Origin of the sequence: Blastococcus xanthinilyticus (genome assembly GCF_008124835.1) — a bacterium.
Taxonomy (GTDB): Bacteria; Actinomycetota; Actinomycetes; order Mycobacteriales; family Geodermatophilaceae; genus Blastococcus; species Blastococcus xanthinilyticus.
Genome location: NZ_VNHW01000001.1, coordinates 501,456 through 516,707, shown reverse-complemented (window position 1 = coordinate 516,707; position 15,252 = coordinate 501,456). Strand labels below are relative to the sequence as shown.

17 protein-coding genes and 1 riboswitch are annotated in these 15,252 nt (G+C 75.7%); of the genes, 12 read left to right on the top strand and 5 right to left on the bottom strand.

The genetic code is table 11. The features are described 5' to 3' along the window. The first annotated feature begins 252 nt into the window (after nt 1-252). Entirely contained in the window at nt 253-972 is a 720-nt protein-coding gene (locus BD833_RS02420) for a hypothetical protein (RefSeq protein WP_166531504.1), read from the top strand. 4 nt (nt 973-976) lie between these two features. Here BD833_RS02420 and BD833_RS22855 read toward each other — a convergent pair whose 3' ends face one another. Further along, nucleotides 977-1,492 carry a C40 family peptidase gene (locus BD833_RS22855; RefSeq protein ID WP_341770577.1) on the bottom strand — a complete coding sequence of 172 codons (516 nt, stop codon included), beginning with the start codon at nt 1,490-1,492 and terminating at the stop codon, nt 977-979. Nucleotides 1,493-1,506: 14 nt separating this feature from the next. Beyond that, a riboswitch (cyclic di-AMP (ydaO/yuaA leader) is annotated at nt 1,507-1,664 on the bottom strand. Nucleotides 1,665-2,107: 443 nt separating this feature from the next. Between BD833_RS22855 and BD833_RS02410 the strand changes: the two genes are divergently transcribed. Both BD833_RS02410 and BD833_RS02405 read left to right on the top strand, forming a co-directional pair. Further along, nucleotides 2,108-3,214 carry a ScyD/ScyE family protein gene (locus tag BD833_RS02410; protein WP_166531502.1) on the top strand — a complete coding sequence of 369 codons (1,107 nt, stop codon included), beginning with the start codon at nt 2,108-2,110 and terminating at the stop codon, nt 3,212-3,214. Between the two features lie 110 nt (nt 3,215-3,324). Then, on the top strand, nt 3,325-3,474 hold the full coding sequence (locus tag BD833_RS02405; RefSeq protein WP_166531501.1) for a hypothetical protein: 150 nt from the start codon (nt 3,325-3,327) through the stop codon (nt 3,472-3,474). 66 nt (nt 3,475-3,540) lie between these two features. Here the strand turns inward: BD833_RS02405 and BD833_RS02400 are convergent, their stop codons facing one another. Then, nucleotides 3,541-4,347, bottom strand: a complete 807-nt coding sequence (locus BD833_RS02400; protein ID WP_166531500.1) for a hypothetical protein — start codon at nt 4,345-4,347, stop codon at nt 3,541-3,543. Further along, entirely contained in the window at nt 4,344-5,282 is a 939-nt protein-coding gene (locus tag BD833_RS02395) for an ATP-binding cassette domain-containing protein (protein WP_166531499.1), read from the bottom strand. The genes BD833_RS02400 and BD833_RS02395 overlap by 4 nt, the downstream gene beginning before the upstream one ends. A 189-nt stretch (nt 5,283-5,471) precedes the next feature. Between BD833_RS02395 and BD833_RS02390 the strand changes: the two genes are divergently transcribed. From BD833_RS02390 to BD833_RS02365, 6 genes are all read left to right on the top strand, one after another. Beyond that, nucleotides 5,472-6,755 (top strand): sensor histidine kinase, encoded by a 1,284-nt coding sequence (locus BD833_RS02390; RefSeq protein WP_166531498.1) that lies wholly within the window; start codon nt 5,472-5,474, stop codon nt 6,753-6,755. Continuing rightward, nucleotides 6,752-7,399: a response regulator gene (locus tag BD833_RS02385; RefSeq protein ID WP_166531497.1), complete on the top strand. Its 648-nt coding sequence runs from the start codon at nt 6,752-6,754 to the stop codon at nt 7,397-7,399. Before BD833_RS02390 ends, BD833_RS02385 begins: the two co-directional genes overlap by 4 nt. A 33-nt stretch (nt 7,400-7,432) precedes the next feature. Next, nucleotides 7,433-8,071: a hypothetical protein gene (locus BD833_RS02380; protein WP_166531496.1), complete on the top strand. Its 639-nt coding sequence runs from the start codon at nt 7,433-7,435 to the stop codon at nt 8,069-8,071. Between the two features lie 51 nt (nt 8,072-8,122). After that, complete coding sequence (locus tag BD833_RS02375) at nt 8,123-8,269, top strand: hypothetical protein (protein ID WP_166531495.1); 147 nt, start codon at nt 8,123-8,125, stop codon at nt 8,267-8,269. A gap of 72 nt (nt 8,270-8,341) precedes the next feature. Further along, nucleotides 8,342-9,292: a D-2-hydroxyacid dehydrogenase family protein gene (locus tag BD833_RS02370; protein WP_166531494.1), complete on the top strand. Its 951-nt coding sequence runs from the start codon at nt 8,342-8,344 to the stop codon at nt 9,290-9,292. After that, nucleotides 9,289-10,260 carry a 2-hydroxyacid dehydrogenase gene (locus BD833_RS02365; RefSeq protein ID WP_166531493.1) on the top strand — a complete coding sequence of 324 codons (972 nt, stop codon included), beginning with the start codon at nt 9,289-9,291 and terminating at the stop codon, nt 10,258-10,260. Before BD833_RS02370 ends, BD833_RS02365 begins: the two co-directional genes overlap by 4 nt. A 23-nt stretch (nt 10,261-10,283) precedes the next feature. Here BD833_RS02365 and ilvA read toward each other — a convergent pair whose 3' ends face one another. After that, nucleotides 10,284-11,555 (bottom strand): threonine ammonia-lyase IlvA, encoded by a 1,272-nt coding sequence (gene ilvA / locus BD833_RS02360; protein ID WP_208092290.1) that lies wholly within the window; start codon nt 11,553-11,555, stop codon nt 10,284-10,286. Nucleotides 11,556-11,686: 131 nt separating this feature from the next. Here ilvA and BD833_RS02355 point away from each other — a divergent pair, with 131 nt between their 5' ends. Further along, nucleotides 11,687-12,199: a hypothetical protein gene (locus BD833_RS02355; protein ID WP_166531491.1), complete on the top strand. Its 513-nt coding sequence runs from the start codon at nt 11,687-11,689 to the stop codon at nt 12,197-12,199. Here BD833_RS02355 and BD833_RS02350 read toward each other — a convergent pair. Next, the gene (locus tag BD833_RS02350) at nt 12,162-12,593 is read right to left on the bottom strand and encodes an ATP-binding protein (protein ID WP_166531490.1); all 432 of its coding nucleotides are present in this window, start codon (nt 12,591-12,593) and stop codon (nt 12,162-12,164) included. The two genes, BD833_RS02355 and BD833_RS02350, sit on opposite strands and share 38 nt — an antisense overlap. 72 nt (nt 12,594-12,665) lie before the next feature. Here BD833_RS02350 and BD833_RS02345 point away from each other — a divergent pair, with 72 nt between their 5' ends. Together BD833_RS02345 and BD833_RS02340 are read left to right on the top strand one after the other, a co-directional pair. Beyond that, nucleotides 12,666-13,028, top strand: coding sequence for an STAS domain-containing protein (locus BD833_RS02345; RefSeq protein ID WP_208092289.1), 363 nt, complete (start codon nt 12,666-12,668; stop codon nt 13,026-13,028). Nucleotides 13,029-13,038: 10 nt separating this feature from the next. Continuing rightward, nucleotides 13,039-15,240, top strand: coding sequence for a SpoIIE family protein phosphatase (locus tag BD833_RS02340; protein WP_166531489.1), 2,202 nt, complete (start codon nt 13,039-13,041; stop codon nt 15,238-15,240). Nucleotides 15,241-15,252 lie beyond the last annotated feature (12 nt).

The following is a 15,252-nucleotide window of genomic DNA, read 5'->3' as shown; positions in this document are numbered from 1 at the left end:
CGCGTAAGGGTGACCGACGTCCCCCGTTCTCACCCCGACGAGGGGGAGATCAGCACTTTCCGTGACGAAGAACCGATCCGCCCGCCCGATCGACCTAGCCTTTCGTTGCTCACCGTAACCGGCACCCGCTCCGGCAGGCGTCGGATCAGTCGCACGACGGGGGCGTCCACGGGGATCGGCGATGCGGCACGACCGTCGCGTGCGCCCCTACGGAGAACCGGCGGGGGTGCGGCCCGCCACGGGGGTGGAGCGGTGACGGCAGGCACGGGGACGGCCGGGCGGCCGGGCGGGTCCTACCGCTCGCTGCCCGTCACCTGGCTCGTCCGCTGGCGGCTGCGGTGGCTCGCCCGCTCCGACCGCCGGGCCGGGCTGCCGCGCGGGCTCTCCGCCGACACCACCCCGGTCCTGCACTCCCTGCTCGCCGGCCGCGACGAGGCGTGCGAGGCCGAACGCAGCCGGCGCGACGCCGACATCGCGGCCATCGACGCCCGGCTGGCCGAGATCGACGCCCGTCTCGGGGAGCTGCAGCGCGCCGTGGTCCGGCGCACCGACGAGGCGCTGCGCGCCGCCCTGCCGCCGACCGAGGAGGAGCTCGGCCGGCGGCGGCCGGGGGAGCGGCACCTGCCGGCGGTGCTGGTCCGCGCCCGCCGCGCCCGCGAGCACCGGCGGGCCGCCGCGGCCGCCCAGGCGGAGCGGCGCAGCGCCCGCCGCGCCCTCGACGCGGCTCTCGCCGAGGAGGCGTGGCTCGAGGACCGGCGCCGGGAGCGCTCGCACGCGTACCGGTCGCGGGTGCTCCGGACGGTCGAGTACGTCGACCGCCTGGCCACCGTCTACCGGCGTGCGCTGATCCGGCGGCACCCCCAGCGCGACGTCCTGGTGACCCGGTGGCAGGGGGACCTCGTCGTCCCCCCGGCCTGGGTGCTGACCGACGACCTCGTCGGCGGCCGCCGGCCCCCCGGACGCTGCGCCTGAGGCGTCAGACGACCCGGCGCGCGGTGTTGTACCCCCACACCGCATCCACCGGCACGACCGCGACCGGCTGGCCGTAGGTCGAGGAGTGCACCATCTGCCCGTTGCCGATGTACATGCCGACGTGGCCCACCGGGTCGTAGAAGAAGACCAGGTCACCGGGCTGCAGGTTCGCGCGGTCGACGTGGACGCCCGCCGTCGACTGCGCACGCGAGGTCCGGGGGAGCTGCACGCCCGCGGCCTGGTAGGCGAACGTGGTGAGGCCCGAGCAGTCGAACACGTCGGGGCCGGTGGCGCCCCAGCCGTAGGAGTCGCCGAGCTGCGCCAGGGCGGTGTCGACGGCGACCTGCGCGGCGGCGGTCGGCGCGGGGAGCGGGGCCACGACGGTCGGGTCGGTGATCGGCGGCGTCGTGGTGCTGGCCGACGCGGTCAGCGGGCTCAGCGCGATGCCGGCGCCGGTGAGGACGGCGAGCCCCGCCGCGCGGAGGGAACGGTGGCGGGTGGACGTGCGCAAGGTCGTCATGGACGACGGTTCTCCTGTTCTCCATCGACCGCCTACCGGGTTAGCTGACGGGTTCGGGCGGGGAACTCGCCCGGCGCGACCGGCCTGCCGGCCGCGCTTCACCCCAGTACTGCCCTGGGTCCCCGGCCCGGGCAGCGGAGGGATCCGCAGCCCGGTTCGGCGGCGCCGGTCGGGTGTCACCGGGAGCGGTGACGAGGGGGATCCCGTCCGGACGGCGCCGACGCTAGGTCGGCACCCGCTGCTCCACCGAACGGCCGACACGCGCGGGAACGACCCGGCGGGAGCAGGGCCTCGGGGGAGCGGCGCGCCGGCGACTCGCGGTGCGACCTGAGCGGACGCGCGGCGGCCATCGAGCGCCGGGTGCCCTCGCATGACGCGGCGTCAGCGGCCGACTACTTCCCGCCGGTCGGCGGGCCAGCACGCACCGCGCCCGAGTCGTCACGGTCGCCGGCCGACCGGCCACGACGTCGGTGCGCGAATCCTCGGTGTAGTCACTACATCCGGTAGCGGCACGCGACGGTGCCGATCACGGCGCGATGAAGGTGTCCCTCCCGCGGTGGCATCCCTGGCAGCTTCCCCGGCGTCCACGGGGGATACCGATACGAGGGGAAGAAGATGAGGCGTAGCAGGGCGGCCGTGGGTGCGGCCGCGGCGATGGCGCTGGTGGCGGTGTCGCCGGTGACGGCGCTGGCCGACGACGGCGGCGAGGACGGGATCACCACCGTCGCGACGGGCCTGGACGGGCCGCGTCAGCTGAGCGAGTTCAAGGCCCACCAGCTCGTCGTGGCCGAGTCCGACACCGGAGAGGTGTCGTCGGTGGACCTGCGCGACGGCCGGGTCCGGACGCTGCTCAGCGGCCTCGGCAACGCGCAGGGCGTCGACTACAAGTACGGCGGCCTGTTCGTCGCGGTCGGGGAGGCCCCGCCGGCCGAGGACGGCGCTCCGCCGCCCCCGCCCGGCACGCCCACCCAGGTCGTCATCGAGGCCAAGCCGAACGGGCAGCTGCTGCGCACGTGGGACCTCCTGGAGTACGAGCTGGAGAACAACCCCGACGGCCAGCAGCAGTTCATGGAGGTGGACGGCGAGGAGGTGCCGGTCGAGACGCTGTCCAACCCGTACGCGGTGCTCGCCCAGGGCAACCGCCTGCTGGTCAGCGACGCCGGCGCCAACGCCGTCCTCGCCATCGACCTGCAGACCGGGAAGATCAGCACCTTCTTCGTCCCGCCGGTGGTCACCGACACCCCGGAGTGCGCGGAGGCGGAGAACAACCCCGGGACGGTCGGCTGCGACCCGGTGCCCACGGAGATCGCCGAGGGCCGCAACGGGCTGATCTACGTCGGCACGCTCGGCGCCGAGGCGCCGGGGGCCGGCCGGGTGTACGTCCTCGACCGGCACGGCGACGTCGTCGACGTCATCACCGGGCTGGACTCGGTGACCGGCGTGGACGTCGACCCGTACGGGAACGTCTACGTCTCCAACGTCATCGAGGGCTTCCCCATGGGCCCGCCGCCGGACGACTTCGACCCGTCCACGGTCGGGGAGGTCACCCGCATCTCGCCCGACGGCGAACGGGCCACCGCCCAGGTGACGATGCCGACCGGCCTGGAGTGGACGCACGGGCACCTCTACGCCTCGGCGTGGAGCCTGGCCGGGTTCCTCGGCATGCCGAGCGCCGGTGAGGTCCAGCGCGTCGGGTCCGGGGCGTTCAGCGCGGCGCCCTGATCCCTCCGCACACACGGTGCCGCGGCCGGTCGGACCGGCCGCGGCACCGTCGTGATTGGCGCGGCCCCCGGCTGGGCAGGGAATCCGGAACCGACAACCAGGAGGCGAACATGGGAATGATGCGCAAGCTCATCGCGTCCGGCGTCGCGGCGAAGGTCTTCCAGGAGGCCAAGAAGCCGCAGAACCAGGCGAAGATCAAGAAGTTCATCTCGGACTTCCAGAACAAGAACAGCGGCGGCGGCAAGAGCCGCACGCGCTGACCCGCGCACCGCACGCCGGCGCCCCCTCCCCGGATCTCCGGGTGAGGGGGCGCTGTCGTGTGCGGGCTATCCGGCGTCCCGGCGCAGCAGGGACCAGCCGCCGGCGGCCAGCGCCGCCACCGGCCAGCCCACCAGCAGCGCCGTCGCCTGGCCGGCGGTCATGTCCGGCTCGCCGATCAGCGTCCAGATCGCGGCCGAGCCGGGGAGCAGCTCGGCGAGGTCACGCATCCACTCCACGCCGATGCCCTGCAGCAGGAAGGGCAGGATGAGCTGCAGCAGGAAGACGGCGGCCAGCGCCCCGGCGATGCTGCGCAGCAGGAACCCCAGGCCCACGGCCAGCGCGCTGCCGGAGGCCAGCACCGCCGCGACCCGGCCGAGGCTGTCGGCCAGGTCTCCGGCCGGCAGCGTGAGGTCCGCCGCGATGCCCCATGCGGCGACGTCCGCGCCCAGCGCGAGCAGCACCCCGGCGGCCGTGGCGACGACGACCGGCACGGCGACCCGGGCGGCGAACAGCACCCCGCGCCGCGGGGTCCACTGCAGCGTCGGCCCGATGCCCCCGCTGGCGTACTCCTGCGTCACCGCCAGCAGCGCCAGCACCAGCAGCGCGAACTGGCCGAGCAGCACGCCGAACTCGCCGGCGAAGGTCGCGGGCAGGCCGGCCAGCGGGTCGGCCGGTCCGCTGGCCTCGTCGATGGCCGCGGTGACCCCGATGCCCACGATCGTCACCGCGGCGGCCAGCAGGCACCACCACGTCGTCCGCACGGTGCGCAGCCGCAGCCATTCCGCCCCGGCCGCTCGCGCGAGCACCGCGCCGGTACCCGGCCGGCCCGTCGCGGCAGCAGCGGGCACCGGGCGGGCGTCCACGGCGCTCATCGCGCACCCTGCCCGGTGAGCTCCGCGGCGGGGGAGACCTTGTACTGCACGCTGTCACCGGTGAGGTCGAGGTAGACCTCCTCGAGCGAGTGCTGCTCCTCGGCCAGCCGGTGCACGGCCACCCCGAGCTCGAGCGCGACGTCGCCGACGGTCTCGGCGGTCGTCCCCTCGACCAGCAGCTCGCCGTCGGCGGCGGGGTGCACGCGCAGGCCCCGGCGCAGCAGCGCCCCTGCCAGGTCGTCCGTGGCCGGCGTCCGCACCCGCACCGTGCCGCCGGCGCGCGCCCCGCGCAGCACCTCGGCGATCGGGGCGTCGGCGATCAGCCGGCCGCGGCCGATGATGACCAGGTGGTCGGCGGTCTGCTCCATCTCGCTCATCAGGTGGCTGGACAGCAGCACCGTGCGCCCGTCGGCGGCCAGGTCGCGCACCAGCCCCCGGATCCACCGCACCCCGTCCAGATCCAGCCCGTTCATCGGCTCGTCGAACAGCAGGATCTCCGGGTCGCCGAGCAGCGCGGTGGCGATGCCCAGCCGCTGGCGCATGCCCAGCGAGTAGCCCTTCATCCGCCGCCCGGCCGCGGAGCCCAGGCCCACCTGGTCGATCACGGCGTCCACCCGGCTCAGTGGGATGCCGTTGGACCGGGCGGCGACCCGCAGGTGGTTGCGGCCGCTGCGCCCGGGGTGGGTGGCCCCGGCGTCGAGCAGCGCACCGGCCACCCGGAGCGGCTCGGCGAGCCCCGCGAACGGCCGGCCCGAGACCAGCGCCTTCCCGGAGGTCGGCCGGTCGAGGCCGAGGACCATGCGCATCGTGGTGGACTTGCCCGCGCCGTTGGGGCCGAGGAAGCCGGTCACCTTCCCCGGCTGGACGTCGAAGGTGAGGTCGTCGACCGCGGAGACCGCACCGTACTTCTTGGTGAGGCCGCGGACCTGGATCACGATGACGATCCGGTCGGGACCCGGCGGCGCGGCCGCCGGAGGAGGGAAGCAGTCATGCCGACGAGCCTGTCCGCTCCGGGGACCGGCGCGGATCACCCCGCAGCGCCGATCTCGCTCCCCCGCGCGGGGGAGGGGCGGAGCACGCCTGCGGGGGAATCGCCCGGCCGCCCGCTCGGTCAGGATCGATCCGTGCCCCCCACGACCTTCCCGCGGTCCGCCGCCGAGATCGCCGTCCGCCTCCGCGCGGTGGTCGCCACCGCGGCGAGCCCCGGCTGGCCCGGCCGCCTCCTGTACGCGCTGGCCGGCCTGCCGATCGCCGTGCTGTCCGTGGCCTTCTACTTCGCGCTGGTCGGCTCGGTGGTCGCGGTGATCTACGGCATCGGGATCGTGCTGATCCTCGCCGTGCTGGCGGGGATCCGCGGGTTCGCGGGACTGGAGCGCCGGCTGGCCCGCAGCCTGCTGCTCGTCGACATCCCCGACGGGGAGCGGGTGCGCCGGCTGCCCGGCGTGGTGACCCGGGTGCGGCGGCTGGTGATGTCGGCCGGCACCTGGCGGGCCGTCGGCTGGCTGGGGGTGCGGGTGCTGCTGGGGGTGGCCACCCTCGGGATCATCTTCTTCGGCGCCGTGGCCGTCGGCGGGCTCGGGTTCGAGGCCGACTGGAACCTGCTCTCCACGCTGCCGCTGCTGGCGCTCATGGCCGTCCTCACCGTCGGCACCCTGGTGCTGCTCGACCTGGTGGTCCGGCTGGCCGCCGCCGTCGCACCCCGGCTCCTGGGCGCCGGGGCCGAGCAGCAGATCGCCGCGCTGCAGCAGAGCAGCCGCCGGCTGGCCGACCGCAACCGGCTGGCCCGCGACCTGCACGACACCATCGGGCACGCCCTCACCGCCAGCCTGCTGCAGGCCACCGCCGCCCGCCGCACGCTCACCCCGGCCGGGGACCGGCCGCTGCAGCCGGAGTTCGCCCGGCAGGCCCTCGAGCACATCGAGACCAACACCCGTGCGGCGCTCGCCGAGCTCGACCGGGTGCTCTCCGTCCTGCGCGCCGAGGACGACGGCCGGGACGCCGCCCCGTTCGCCGCCCCCTCGCTGGCCGACCTCGACGACCTGCTCGCCGGCCTGCGCGACGGCGGCCTGCCGGTGGCCCTGGTGGTCGACGGCGAGGTCGACGACGTGCCGCCCGGCGTGCAGGAGCTGGCCTACCGGGTGGTGCAGGAGGGGACGACGAACGTGCTCCGGCACGCCGGCACCCCGCTCACCGTGGCGCAGGTCGTCCGCGACGGCGCCGTCCTCGTCGTCCGCGTCTGCAACGAGCGGGCCTCGCAGCTGGACAGCCGGCCCGGGCCCGGTGGCGGCCGCGGGCTGGCCGGGCTGCGGGAGCGCACCGCCGCGGCCGGCGGCACGCTGTCCGCCGAGCCCACGCCGTCCGGCGGCTTCGAGCTGGCCGTCACCCTGCCCCTGTCGGGCGCCGCATGACGCTGCGGCTGCTGCTGGTCGACGACGACGTGCTCGTGCGCTCGGGGCTGCGGGTGATCCTGGAGAGCGAACCGGACCTCACCGTCGTCGGGGACGCCGGGACCGGCCGGGAGGCCCTCGACGTCGCCGCGCGCACCGATCCCGACGTCGTGCTCATGGACGTGCGGATGCCCGACATGGACGGGATCGCCGCGACCGCCCAGCTGGTCGCCCGCGATCCCCGGCGGCCGCGCGTGCTGGTGCTGACCACCTTCGAGGACGACGACTACCTGTTCCGCTCGCTGCAGGCCGGCGCCAGCGGCTTCGCGCTGAAGCGGTCGGACCCCGACGAGCTGGTCGACGCGATCCGGGTGGTCGCGCGCGGAACGTCGCTGGTGCTGCCCGACCTCACCCGCCGGCTGATCGCCTCGCACGCGCCCTCACGCGCCCGCGGGGCCGCCGCGCTGCCCGAGCTGACCGTCCGTGAGGCCGACGTGCTGCGGCTGGTCGCCGGGGGGCTGTCCAACGCCGAGATCGCCACCGAGCTGTTCCTGAGCCGGGAGACGGTGAAGACCCACGTGAGCAGCGTGCTGCTCAAGCTGCGCGCCCGGGACCGCACGCAGGCGGTGATCGCCGCGTACGAGAGCGGCTTCATGACCGCCTGACCGGCTCCGGGCCGCCGCACTACCGTTCAGGCGGTGGCGACGCGCGAGGAACGCTGGCAGGAGCGCCTCGCCCTCCCGGTGCTGGTGGCGGCGCTGGCCTCGCTCCCGGCCATGTTCCTCACCGTCGCCGACGGCGCCCTGGGCACCGCGGGGCACGTCGTCGACATCGCCAGCGGGGCGGTGCTGGTCGCCGAGACGGTCATCCTGTTCGCCGTCGCCGAGAGCAAGCGCGCCTGGATCCGCGGCCACCTCGGCCTCATCGCCCTCACCGTGGTGGTCGTGGTCGCCGTCGTGTTCGCCCTCGGCCCCGCCCAGGTGCTGCGGCTGGTGCGCACCGTCGGGGCGCTGCGCATCCTGCGCGCCGGGCGCATCGTCAAGGCGGCCCGCAGCGTGGGGGACCGGCTGGGCTTCACCGGGCGCATCGCGCACCTGGCCTCGGCCGGCGCCGGGCTGCTCGTGGCGGTCTTCGTCGGGGTGGTGCTCGCCGACCCGACCTCCCGCTCGCACGACCTGCTCACCGCCGTGCTCGGGGACATCGGGACCCCGGCGATCGTGGGCCTCTCGGCGGTGGCCGGCGTGGTGCTCGGCGTGGCCACGTACCTGCTCGCCCGCGACCCCGGCACCGGCCCCGACGCAGAGGACGCGGGCCGGGCCGACGGCACGCCGGCATGACGATCCCGCTACGAAGGGTTCCCGGCCGCCCCGGTGGGCACAGCACCAGGCATGGGACTCATGAGCAAGTTCGCCAAGGCAGGCGTCGCCAAGAAGGTCATGGACGAGGCCAAGAAGCCGCAGAACCAGAAGAAGATCAAGGACGCGATCTCCAGCTTCTCCAACAGGGGCAAGGGCGGCACCACCAAGCGCCCCTGACCGCCGGCGCGGATCCCGGGCAGCGGGACGCCGGAACGCGCTGACCCGCGGCCGGTGTAGTAGACCGGGCACGTGCACCGCATCGCCGTCCTGGACGACTACCAGTCCGTCGCCGCCGAGTTCACCGACTGGTCGCGGCTGCCCGCTCCGGCCGAGGTGGTCGAGTTCCACGACGCGGTCCCGGACCCGGCAGAGCTGGTGGCGCGCCTGCAGGGCTTCGACGTCGTCGTCGCCATGCGGGAGCGCACCCGGTTCAGCCGCGACGTGCTGTCCCGGCTGCCGGACCTGAAGCTGCTGGTCACCACCGGCATGCGCAACAAGTCCATCGACGTCGAGGCCGCCACCGAGTTCGGCATCACCGTCTGCGGCACCGGCTCCGGCGCCACCGCCACGGTCGAGCTGACCTGGGGCCTGATCCTCGCGGCGGTGCGGCACATCCCGCGGGAGGACGCCGCGATGCGGGCCGGCGCCTGGCAGCAGACCATCGGCGGCGACCTCGCCGGCGCCCGCCTCGGCGTCGTCGGCCTCGGCCGGCTCGGCAGCCGGGTGGCGACGATCGGGCAGGCGTTCGGGATGGACGTCGTCGCCTGGAGCCAGAACCTCACCGACGAGCGCGCGGCGGAGGTCGGGGTGCGCCGGGTCGAGAAGCAGGAGCTGCTCGCCACCGCCGACGTCGTCACGATCCACCTGCTGCTGTCCAAGCGGACCCGCGGGCTGATCGGCGCCGACGACCTGGCGCTGATGAAGCACAACGCCGTGCTGGTCAACACCAGCCGCGGCCCGATCGTCGACGAGGCCGCCCTGATCGAGGTGCTGCGCCGCGGCGCCATCGCCGGGGCCGGCCTCGACGTCTACGACGCCGAGCCGCTGCCGCGCGACCACCCCCTGCGCGAGCTGCGCCGCGCCGTCCTCACCCCGCACCTGGGCTACGTCACCCGCGGCACCTACGAGGTCTTCTACGGCGAGGCCGTCGAGGACGTCGCCGCGTGGATGGCCGGCACGCCCATCCGCGTGCTCGGATGAGTCACGTCTACCTGTCGCGGCAGCTGACCCCGCCGGCGACGGCGGCCGCCCGCGACCTCGGGCTGCCACTGGTGATGCACGACGACCCGGACACCCCGCCGTCCCGGGAACGGCTGCTCCGCGACGTCGCCGGGGCGGCCGCGCTGATCACCCTGCTGACCGACCGGGTGGACGCCGAGCTGCTGGACGCCGCCGGGCCGGGGCTGCGGATCGTCGCCAACTGCGCGGTCGGGTTCGACAACGTCGACCTCGCCGCGGCCTCGGCGCGGGGCGTGGTGGTGACCAACACCCCCGGCGTGCTGGACGAGGCGACCGCCGACCTCGCCTTCGCGCTGGTGCTGGCCACCGCCCGCCGGCTGGTCGAGGCCGACCGGTTCGTCCGGGGCGGGCGGGAGTGGATCTGGGGCCCGCAGTCGTTCGTCGGGCTCGACGTCAGCGGCGGGGCGACGCTCGGCATCGTCGGGCTCGGCCGGATCGGGATGGCCGTCGCCCGCCGCGCGGCCGCCTTCGGGATGCGCATCCTCGCCACCGGCAGCCGGGCGACCGGCGAGGAGGCCCGCCGGTACGGGGTGGCGGCCGCCGACCTGCCGCGGCTGCTCGCCGAGAGCGACGTGGTCAGCCTGCACTGCCCCCTGACGCCGGACACCCACCACCTGATCGGCGCCGCCGAGCTGGCCGCCATGAAGCCGACCGCGATCCTGGTCAACACCGCCCGGGGGCCGGTCGTCGACGAGGCCGCGCTGGTCACCGCGCTGGAGACCGGGGTCATCGCCGCCGCGGGTCTCGACGTCTACGAGGACGAGCCGCGGCTGCACCCGGGCCTGCGCGCCCTGGACAACACGGTCCTGCTGCCGCACATCGGCAGCGCCGGCCGGGCCACCCGCGACGCGATGGGGCTGCTGGCCGTCGACAACGTGCGCGCGGTGCTCGCTGGAGAACCGCCGCGCACCCCCGTCCCGCGCCGGTAGTCGGCGGCCGGGCGCGGGGCCGCTCAGATCAGGAAGCGGTAGGCGGTCGTCCCCGGCGCGACCAGCTGGATCCGCAGCGGGCTCGCCTCGATCCGTTCCAGCAGGCCGGGGAACCCGTCGGCGCTGCCGAGCTCGATGCCGGTCAGCGCGGCGCCGGTCTCCCGGTTGTCCCGCTTCACGTACTCGAACAGCACAATGTCGTCGTCCGGGCCGAGCACCTCGTCCAGGAAGCGGCGCAGCGCGCCGGGCTCCTGCGGGAACTCGACCAGGAAGTAGTGCTTGAGGCCTCGGTGCACCAGCGACCGCTCGACCACCTCGGCGTACCGGCTGACGTCGTTGTTGCCGCCGGACAGCAGGCAGACCACGGTCTGGCCGGGCTCGACGGCGACCGCCCCGCCGCTCAGCGCCGCCGGGGCCAGTGCCCCGGCGGGCTCGGCGATGATCCCGTCGGCCTGGTAGAGGTCGAGCATCTCGGTGCAGATCTGGCCCTCGGGCACCACGACCAGCTCCGCGCCGGCGTCCCGGACCAGCGGGTGCGTCACGGCGCCGGCGCGGCGGACGGCGGCGCCGTCGACGAAGGTGTCGATCTCCGGCAGGTCGACCGGGCGCCCGGCGGCGAGCGCCGCGGCCATGCTCGCCGCGCCGGCCGGCTCCGCGCCCACCAGGCGGGTGGTGGGGGAGGCCGCGCGCAGCCAGGTGCCGCAGCCGGCGAGCAGCCCGCCGCCGCCGACCGGGAGGACCACGACGTCGGGCGCGGCGCCGAGCTGCTCCAGGATCTCGACGGCGACCGTCGCCTGCCCGGTGACGGTGGACAGCGCGTCGAAGGCCGGCACCAGCGTGGCGCCGGAGGTGACGGCGGCCTGCGCGGCCGCGGCCGCCGCCTCGTCGTAGGAGTCGCCGACGACCACCAGCTCGACCATGTCACCGCCCAGCGCGGCGATCCGCGCGCGCTTCTGCCGCGGCGTCGTCCCGGGCACGAACACCCGGCCGTGCACCTGCAGCGCGCGGCACGCGTAGGCGACGCCCTGCCCGTGGTTGCCGGCGCTGGCGCAGACGACACCCGCGGTGCGCGCCGCGGCGTCCAGCCGGCTGATCGTGTTGTAGGCCCCCCGGATCTTGTACGAGCGGCCCACCTGGAGGTCCTCCCGCTTGAGCCACACGTCGGCGCCGGTGAGGCCGGACAGCCGGGCGTTGCGCTGCAGCGGCGTCCGCTCGGCCACGCCGGCGAGCCGGCCGACGGCGTCCCGGACCTGGGCGGGGAAGTTCAGCGGGTCGTCGCCGGGAGTGCTGGTCACACCGCCCATCGTCGACGACGGACCGGGCGGGTCGACCGGGGGTTGAAGATTCTCGGGGTGATCTGCCCCACGGCGGCCGATCAGGGCCTACCGTCGACGGCCCGCAGTCCGCGCAGAGGCGGTGACCGTCCATGGCCCGAGCCCTGGTCGTCTTCGAGTCCGACTCCGACCCCACCCGGCAGATCGCGATGGCCCTCGCCCACGGGCTGGCCACCCGGCTGCCGGTCGACGTCGCCTGCGCCCGCGAGGCGCCGGTCGCGGTGCCCGGCGACGTCTGCCTGCTGGTCGCCGGCGGCCCGGCCCACCTCCCCGGTGGCGCCGGTCGCACCCGCTACGGCCTGGACCGGTGGCTGGGCTCGGTGAGCCTGCCCCGCGGCGTGCACGCCGCCACCTTCGACCTACGCCCCGACGAACCGGCGCGGCTGGCCTCCGACGGCGCGATCGCCGCCGAGATGCGGCTGGTGCGGGGGCTCGGGGCCACGCCGGCGGCGCCGCCCGAGCACTTCCTCCTGGTCGGGGAGGCGGCCGGTCTGGCCGAGGGCGAGGAGGACCGGGCGCGCCGGTGGGGTCAGGCGCTCGCGGAGGTCGTCGCGCCGCGCCGGGTGGTCAGCGCGGGTCGAGCAGGCGCAGCCGCGGCTGGCTGACCAGCTCCTTCTCGAACGTCACCCGGTGCCGGCCGTCGGCGTCCTGGACGAACTGCAGCCGGTCCACCAGGGCGCGCATGAGCATCAGCCCGCGACCGCGGTCGTCGGTCGGCTCCGGGTCGGACTCCGTGGCGCTGTCGACGTCGAAGCCCGGGCCGTCGTCGAGGACGCTGATCCGGCAGACCTCGTCGTCGATGGAGACGTCGACCTGGTAGGCCTCCTGGTCGGCGGCGTGGTCGACCACGTTCGCGCAGGCCTCGGTGAGCGCGAGCACGATCTCGTCGATCACCAGCTGCGGAACGCCGAGGTGCTCCAGCGCCTGGCGCAGCAGCCCGCGCACCAGCGGCACGCTGTGCGCGTCCGTCGGCAGCCGCACGCTGAAGTCGATGTTCATGGCCGGTCTGCCTCCTCTCCTCGGGTGGCCTACCCTCGCTACGCCAGGACGACGAGGTGAGGGAGGTGGACGGTGCTCTTCGACGTGCAACGGACGACGGTCGCCGGGCGACCGGCACTCACCGTACGGGGTGAGCTGGACATCGCCACCGCACCGCAGCTCGCCGAGGCCGCCGAAGCGGTCTTCGCCGGTTCGCCGGCCGCGCTGGTGGTCGACCTGACGCCGACCGAGTTCCTCGACTCCTCCGGGGCCCGCTCGCTGTTCCGGCTGGCCCGCCGGGCCGCCGACGAGGGGGTCGCCTTCCACGTCGTGGCCCCGCGGAGCAACCGGCCGATCCGGCTGCCGATCGACCTGATGGAGCTCGACTCGGTGATGCCGATCGTGAACTCCGCCGGCGAGCTGCCCGCTGCCGCCGTGGGGCGTGAGGGGACGTAACGTCCCGGCGGTGACCAGCACCGCCGTCGACGCCGACGCGCTCGCCCGCTGCGCCGACGAGCCGATCGCCGTCCCGGGGGCGGTGCAGCCGCACGGGGTGCTGCTGGCGGTCCGCGAGCCCGGGCTCGACGTCGTCGTCGCCTCGGCGAACGCCGCTGCTCTCTTCGGCCGCCCGGTGCGCGGGGCGACGCTGGACGAGCTGCTGGACGCAGCGGAGGCCGAGCGGCTGCGCGCCGGGCTGGCCGACGAGCTCGCCGAGGTGAACCCGCTGCGGGTGACCGTGGGCGGCGAGGACGTCGACCTGGTGCTGCACCGCGCCGACGGCCTGCTGCTCACCGAGTGGGAGCCGGTGCGGGGCGCCGCGCAGGCCGGTCCGGAGTGGCACCGCCGGCTGCCCACGGTGCTCCAGCGCCTGTCGGCCGCGACCACGCTCGGCCAGCTGGGCGAGGTGCTCGCCCGCGACGTGCGCGCGGTCACCGGCTTCGACCGGGTGATGGTCTACCGCTTCGACCGCGCCTGGAACGGCGAGGTGATCGCCGAGGACCGGCGGGCGGACCTGGAGCCCTTCCTCGGCCTGTGGTTCCCGGCGAGCGACATCCCCGCCCAGGCCCGCGCCCTCTACGCCACCAACTGGATGCGGCTGATCCCCGACGCCCGCTACGAGCGGGTGCCGCTGGAGCCACCGGTCGCGCCGGGCAGCGGCCGCCCGCTCGACCTCTCCGGCGCCATGCTGCGCAGCGTCTCCCCGGTGCACCTGGAGTACCTGGCGAACATGGGCGTGGCGGCGTCGATGTCGATCTCCCTGATCGACCGGGGAGTGCTCTGGGGGCTGATCGCCTGCCACCACTACGCCGGCCCGAACCGGCCGTCCTACACCGACCGGGTGGCCGCGGAGTTCCTCGGCCGCACCGCGTCCCTGCTGCTGCCCACCCTGGGAGACGCGGGGGAGCAGGCCGGGGTCGTGGAGGTGGCCCAGCGGCAGGCCGAGCTCGCCGCCGCGATCGGCCGGACGCCCCGGACGCCGGCCGCCGCCCTCACCGGGGGCGAGGTCACCGCCCTGGACCTGCTGCCCGCGGACGGCGCGGCGGTGCGCCTGGGCGGGCGGCTGCACCTGCTGGGGACGACGCCGCCGGCCGACCGGGTGCTCCCGCTGGTGACCGCGCTGCGCGCCGCCGGGGTGACGGCCACCGACTCGGTCGGCCGGGTGGTGCCGGGAGCGGCCGATCTCGCCGGCACCGCCAGCGGCGTGCTCCTCGCCGAGGTGGCCGGCGGCCGGGACGACTTCGTGGCCTGGTTCCGGCCGGAGACGCTGCGCGAGGTGACCTGGGGCGGCAACCCCTACACGTCGAAGACGGCGCAGACCGACGCCGGCCCGCGGCTGAGCCCGCGCCGGTCGTTCGCCGCCTGGAGCGAGACGGTCCGGGAGACGTCGCGGCCGTGGCTGGCCCACGAGGTCGCCGCGGCCGGCCGGCTGGCCGCCCTGCTCACCGAGGCCGCGGTCAACCGGGCGTCGGAGGACAACCGGCTGGCCGGGGCCCTGCAGCGCACCCTGCTGCTCGACCGGCTGCCCGAGGTCCCGGGGGTCGACCTGGCGGCGCGGTACCTGCCGAGCCAGGAGGACGTGGTCGGTGGGGACTGGTACGACCTGGTGCCGCTGCCCGGCGGCCGGATCTCCATCGTGCTCGGCGACGTCGCCGGGCACGGGTTGGCGGCCGCCGCGATCACCGCGCAGCTGCGGCACGCGCTGCGGGCCCACCTGCTGCGCGCCCCCGGCCCCGGTGCGGCCCTCGACGGGCTCAACGAGGTCATCGGCGCGCTCCTGCCCGGGGAGCTGGCCACCGCCGTCGTCGCCGAGCTGGACCCGGCCACCGGCGAGGTGGTCATCGCCAGCGCCGGGCACCTGCCCGTGCTGCACGCCACCGCCGGCGCGGCAGCCTTCCTGCACGAGGGGCGGGGCCCGGCCCTCGGCCTGCTCGACGTCGCCGGCTACCGCGAGACCCGGCTGCGGCTGGCCGGGGACGACCGGTTGCTGCTGTTCAGCGACGGGCTGGTCGAACGCGGCCCCGGGGGCCTGGACGCCGGGCTGGCGGCGCTGCGCGGCGCCGTCGCCGCCGGGCCGGTGCCGCCGAAGGCGCTGCTCGACGCCGTCCTGGCCACCCTCGACCCTCCGGGCACCGACGACATCACGCTGCTCGCCGTCGCCCGCACCTGAGCGGGGCCGCGG

Coding starts and splice junctions, on each gene's coding strand:
- BD833_RS02405 (WP_166531501.1), top strand. CDS start 3,325: ATGGGAATGATGCGCAAGCTCATCGCGTCCGGCGTCGCGGCGAAGGTC.
- BD833_RS02365 (WP_166531493.1), top strand. CDS start 9,289: ATGAGTCACGTCTACCTGTCGCGGCAGCTGACCCCGCCGGCGACGGCG.
- BD833_RS02355 (WP_166531491.1), top strand. CDS start 11,687: ATGGCCCGAGCCCTGGTCGTCTTCGAGTCCGACTCCGACCCCACCCGG.
- BD833_RS02375 (WP_166531495.1), top strand. CDS start 8,123: ATGGGACTCATGAGCAAGTTCGCCAAGGCAGGCGTCGCCAAGAAGGTC.
- BD833_RS22855 (WP_341770577.1), bottom strand. CDS start 1,492: ATGACGACCTTGCGCACGTCCACCCGCCACCGTTCCCTCCGCGCGGCG.
- BD833_RS02400 (WP_166531500.1), bottom strand. CDS start 4,347: ATGAGCGCCGTGGACGCCCGCCCGGTGCCCGCTGCTGCCGCGACGGGC.
- BD833_RS02410 (WP_166531502.1), top strand. CDS start 2,108: ATGAGGCGTAGCAGGGCGGCCGTGGGTGCGGCCGCGGCGATGGCGCTG.
- BD833_RS02350 (WP_166531490.1), bottom strand. CDS start 12,593: ATGAACATCGACTTCAGCGTGCGGCTGCCGACGGACGCGCACAGCGTG.
- BD833_RS02385 (WP_166531497.1), top strand. CDS start 6,752: ATGACGCTGCGGCTGCTGCTGGTCGACGACGACGTGCTCGTGCGCTCG.